The 5,120-nt window shown below is 73.4% G+C and carries 3 protein-coding genes; 1 reads left to right on the top strand and 2 read right to left on the bottom strand.

Translation table 11 applies throughout. The features are described from left to right. Positions 1 to 1,439: short-chain fatty acid transporter (locus BFF77_RS21615; protein ID WP_066952450.1), on the top strand; the 1,439-nt coding region annotated here is incomplete at its 5' end. Positions 1,440 to 1,642: 203 nt separating this feature from the next. Here BFF77_RS21615 and BFF77_RS21620 read toward each other — a convergent pair. Together BFF77_RS21620 and BFF77_RS21625 are read right to left on the bottom strand one after the other, a co-directional pair. Further along, a complete protein-coding gene (locus tag BFF77_RS21620) occupies positions 1,643 to 4,195 on the bottom strand; it encodes an SUKH-4 family immunity protein (protein ID WP_425424412.1) in 2,553 nt (850 codons plus the stop codon). Between the two features lie 5 nt (positions 4,196 to 4,200). Then, positions 4,201 to 5,118 carry an SMI1/KNR4 family protein gene (locus BFF77_RS21625; RefSeq protein WP_066952448.1) on the bottom strand — a complete coding sequence of 306 codons (918 nt, stop codon included), beginning with the start codon at positions 5,116 to 5,118 and terminating at the stop codon, positions 4,201 to 4,203. Positions 5,119 to 5,120 lie beyond the last annotated feature (2 nt).

A 5,120-nucleotide genomic window follows, 5' to 3' on the forward strand; every position in this document is an offset into this window, starting at 1 on the left:
CCGGCCGGGAGCCCTGGCCGGCGCGCATGGCGCTCCGCTTCACGGCCTTCTCCGAGAAATGGCTGCCCGACGCGCTGGGCTTCGTACTGGTGGGCACCTTCGCGGTCTTCGCCCTCGGCCTCGCGACCGGTGAGAGCCTGTACGGCGCGCCCTCGGATCCGGCGGCGACAACCGGATACGGGCTGGTGGACGCGTGGGGCCAGGGATTCTGGTCCCTGATCACCTTCACCCTGCAAATGGCGATGATCATTATCGCCGGATACGCGGTCGCGGTCTCACCGCCGGTCGGCCGGCTGATCGCCAGGATCGCGCTCGTGCCCCGGACACCGCGCGCGGCCGTCGCGTTCACCGCGGCCGTGGCGATGGTGACGTCCTATCTGAACTGGGCCTTCAGCCTGATCTTCACGGCGATCCTCGCCAAGGAGATAGCCCGCAGGGTCACGGGCGTGGACTACCGGGCCCTGGGCGCGATGGCCTTCCTCGGCCTCGGCACCGTCTGGGCCCAGGGTCTGTCGGGATCGGCGGCGCTCCAGGTGGCCAGCGCCGCGTCGAGTCCGCCCGCCGTCCAGGAGGTCATCAAGGAGGGACGCGGCAGCGGACTCATCCCGCTGACGGAGACCATCTTCCTGTGGCAGGGCATCGCGGCCACGGCCGTCATCTTCGTCATCGCCGTGGGCATGGCCTGGTTCCTCTCGCCCTCGCCGGAGCGCGCGAAGACCGCCGAACAGCTCGGCATTGACCTGGGTCCCGGCGTGGCGGAGCAGCGCTCGCCGCTGCGCCGCGGCCGGCCCGGTGAGTGGATCGAGTACAGCCCGGTCTTCGCGATCCTGCTGTTCGCGCTCGGTGTGTGGTACCTGGCACGCCACTTCGCCCGCGCGGAGGGCAGCGCCCTCAACGCCCTCGATCTGAACACCGTCAATCTCATCCTGATCCTGCTGGCGCTCATCCTGCACTGGCGGCCCGTGCATCTGGCCGGGGCCGTCAAGGACGGAACACCGGCCGCCTCGGGTGTGCTGCTCCAATTCCCGCTCTACGGCGGGATCTTCGGCATGATCGCCTTCACCGGGCTGAGCAAGACCATCGCCGGCTGGCTGGTGTCGGTCTCGAACGAGTTCTTCTACCCGGCCCTGATCGTCGTCTACAGCGCCGTCCTCGGGGTCTTCGTGCCCAGCGGCGGCAGCAAGTGGGTCATCGAGGCGCCGTACGTCCTGGACGCGGCCAACCAGCTCCAGGTCCACCAGGGCTGGGTGGTCGTGGTCTACGACCTCGGCGAGGCCAGCGCGAATCTGCTCCAGCCGTTCTGGATGCTGCCCACGCTGACGATCCTCGGCCTCAAGGCGCGCGACATCATGGGCTATACGTTCGCCATGTTCCTGGTGTGCTTCCCCGTGGTGCTGATCCTGGTCACGCTGTTCGCCCGCACGCTCAGCTTCCCGTGAGGCGCATGCAGCCGCCGGGGCGCGTGGAGCCGAGGCCGGTGGGTCCCGAGCCCGTGGAGCCGAACCCGCCGGGGCCGGGGTCGGCGCCGCCGCCGGGAGGCTGTCAGGGCCGCTGAGGCCTGCCGGCGCCCCGCCGGGACCTGCGGTCGTGGTGCGCCTCCCGCCCTCGGGAGGCGCACCGCACCGCTCGGACGGACCTCACCTCACAGCAGCCCGTCCCACATCTGCTCCAGCAGCACCGACCACCAGTTCTCCGGCGACGACAGCGCCGCCGCGTCCAGTGATACGAGCTGCGCCTGGAAGTCGACCGTCCAGCGTCCCGCCTGCTCCGGATTGAGACCGAAGCGCAGCCGCCACATCCGGCCCAGCAGCGCCAACGACCGTGTGAACTCCGGCAGTCCGGTGTTCACGAACTGCGGCGGCACCGACTGCCCGCCGGGGCCCGCCTCCACCGGCACCGCCATGATGTGCGCCGTGCCGTACTGCACACAGAGCGCGCGCCCGAAGTCGCTGCCCACCACCAGGTACGAGCCCGCGTCCGGCGCCGCCGGCACCTGCCGCTGCGCGGCCAGCTCGGCCAGCGTCGGCACCACCGGCTGCGGAGGCTGCGCCCAGAAGAACGGCCCGAAGTCGGCCGGCAGTCCCGCCCACACGAGCGTGCGCGCCACGATCTCCGGTACGCCCTGACGGGACACCGCCCGCTGGTCGAACCGGCAGATGCCCTGCGGGCCGAACGCCCCCATCAGCTCCTGCGCGACGCCCTCCGGCGGGACCGGCGGCGCGGGCGCCAACTGCGGCAGCGGGGCGCGCACCGGCGCGGGCCGCGCGGGCCCGTCCGCGACCTGGTGCAACTCGCCCTGGTGCGTCAGCAGATGACGCATGCCCTGCTGCCGGCTCGCATGATCCTGACCGTACGGCGCGACACTGGTGATCCGCACCTGCGGCCAGGTCTCCCGGATCATCCGAGCGCAGTAACCACCGGGCAGCTCGCACGACTCCAGCTCCGTGTGCAGTTCGAGCACCTGCTGCGGCGGCACGTTCAGCGCGCGCAGCTCGTGCAGGATCTGCCACTCGGGGTGCGGAGTGCCGGGTGCGGAGCGCCGGATGAGCTGGGCCTCCGAGCCGTCGGGCGCGCGATAGCGCAGCACGGCCTGATAGCCGGGCCCGACGGTCGGCGGACCGGGCTGCTGCGGATAGCCGTACGCCGCGTGCGCAGCCGGAGGCTGGGCCTGCGGCGGTACGGCACCGGGCGGGCCCGGCGGTACGCCAGGAGCCCCGGGCGGCCCCGCCGGCCCCGGAGCCGACGGCGGCGGTACGGAACCGGCCTGGCCGGGTCCTGCCGTCCTCGTCGCGGCATGGTGCCCTCCACCGGGCGGCACACCAGGCACACCTGGCACACCGGAAGGACCAGGCGGACCGGGAGGACCGGCGGGCGGCGGGGCGCCGGGACCGGCGTGGTGCGGACCGGCGTGGTGCGGACCGGCGAGCACCGTCGCCTCGTACTGAGCCCCGCCCGGAGCCGCACCGGGGCCACCGGGAGCAGCCGGGGCACCGGGAAGTCCCGGCGGACCGGGAGTGCTGGGCGGACCGGGAGGACCCGGAGGACCGGGCGGCCTCGGAGCGCCCGGCCCCGACGGGCCCGCCCCGGCGAACATCGTCTCGGCCAGGTGCGCCCCGTCGAAAGGCGCGCCCGGCGCACCGGGCGGACCGGGCGGGGCGGGCGGACCAGGAGGCGAGAGCGCACCGGGAGGAGCGGGCGGACCGGGAGGCCGTGCTCCCTCAGGACCGGTGTTCGAGACCAACTGCGTGGGCAGATAACCGCCCGCCGGCGCGCCGGGCGCACCCGGCCCCGACCGCGGCGGCGCCCCGCCCGGCAGCCCCGCGCCCGCGACACCGTGCGGGCCGGCCGGCGGCGGAGTCTCCGGGCCACCGCCCTGCCCGCCGTGCCGCGCCGAGGCGGCCCGGCCGGCCTCCGCGGCGCCGTGCTCACCGCCGGGGCCGGCACCGTCCCTGCCCGGCCTCGGATTCACCGCCGTGGGCGGCAGTTGGCTGCCTCCCGACATCAGCGCGGTCGGCGCGTCGGCGCCCACGACGGGCGGCGGAGTGTCGTCCTCGTCCGAACCGGAGAGCGGCGGCGCGAAGACCGTCGCGGGCATCGGAACGGACCCCTCGTCGGCCGAACCGGCGGCATTGGTGTCCGTCCCGGCCCAGGGCGTGGCCCCGGCGGGCTCGTACGCAGCCCCGGCGCCACCCTGCGACGGGGACGAGTGTGCGAACGGGGACGGCGCCACGGGCGGGACCGAAGGTCCGGAGGCCGCACCCGGACCCGGACCCGGACCCGGACCCGGACCCGTCAACCGTGTCCCCGCCGAGGAGGTCTCCGAAGCCGTTCGTCTGTCCGCCGCCTCCTGGAGCCACTCCGGCGGGCTCAACAGGAACGACGTCTGATTCAGATCGATACGCTGCGGCGGCTCCGGCGCGGCCGGCGGCGCCTCCGGCACTCCGTACTCCTCCTCGTACCGGCGGATCACCTCGCCCACCGGCAGACCCGGCCACAGCGTGGCCTCACCGCTGTCCCGCGCGATGACCAGCCGCTGCCGGCCGCCGTCCGACCTGGGCCCGGCCTCGCGGTCCTCCGCCCAGACCACGAAGCCCAGCTCGAACTCCCGTACCCGGACCTCCCGATGCTGATATCCGGGCAGATCGCCGTTGACCCACTCTTCCGCGCGCTCCTGCGCCTGCGCGAAGGTCACCATCGCGCTCATCCCTCCACCGGGACGGCGCGCGCGAAGCCGCCGTCCACCATCAGGTTCGCCACGGTCTCCAGCTCCGGCGGACTGCCCGCCAGCCTCAGCAGAAAGGCGTCGAAGTCCTCACCGCAGGGCAACAGCAGCCGCTCCACCCGCTCCTGCACGCTCCAGCCGTCCTGATCCCTGGCGTCGTCGTACGCGCAGAACCAGACCGAACCCACCCGGTCGCCCCGCACCTTCACCGCGAGAATGCCGCCCTGGACGAAGGCAACACCCAGATAGTCCTTGGTCAGATGGTCCCGCAGGCACTTGTTGACATACACCAGGTCATTGACCGCGGCCTCCTCACGCACCGTGAAGAACGGCTGGTCCACCAGCAGCCCCAGCTCCGGGTCGAGCGCCGCGCCCACCGGCGAGCAGCCGCCCGCCGCCTTCAGGAACGCGCGATAGGGACCGGGCAGCCGATAGCCCAGATCCTCCTCGACGCCCTGGAGTTGCTGCTCGCTGACCGACACCGCGCCCTTCGGCAGCCCGAAGTGCACCGGACGGGTCTCCTGGAGGGGACGCGTGCCGCGCTTGCCGTGGTCCACGGCCGCCGTCGCGAGCCCGCCGTGATGCCGCAGCAGTGCCTTCACCTCGACCGGCACCAACACCAGTCGGCGCGAGGCCGGAAGATGATGCCAGGTCCAGCCGTGCGGAGTCGCCACCGGGGGGATCGTGTCCCACAGCTCATGCCCCGCGGCACGCATCGCGGCATTGGCCGACACATAGTCCGTGAGCCGCAGCTCGTCCACACCGAACCCCTCGGGGGGCTCGGCTATCTCCGCCGCCGCGCGCGCGTACGGCGAGAAATCCGGATGGCCGGCCTCATCCACCCGCACCCCCCTGGGATGCCGGGAAGCCCGGACCGGGTCCGGGCTTCCCGGCATCC

The sequence above is a fragment of the Streptomyces lushanensis genome (assembly GCF_001700515.1).
Lineage (GTDB): Bacteria > Actinomycetota > Actinomycetes > Streptomycetales > Streptomycetaceae > Streptomyces > Streptomyces lushanensis.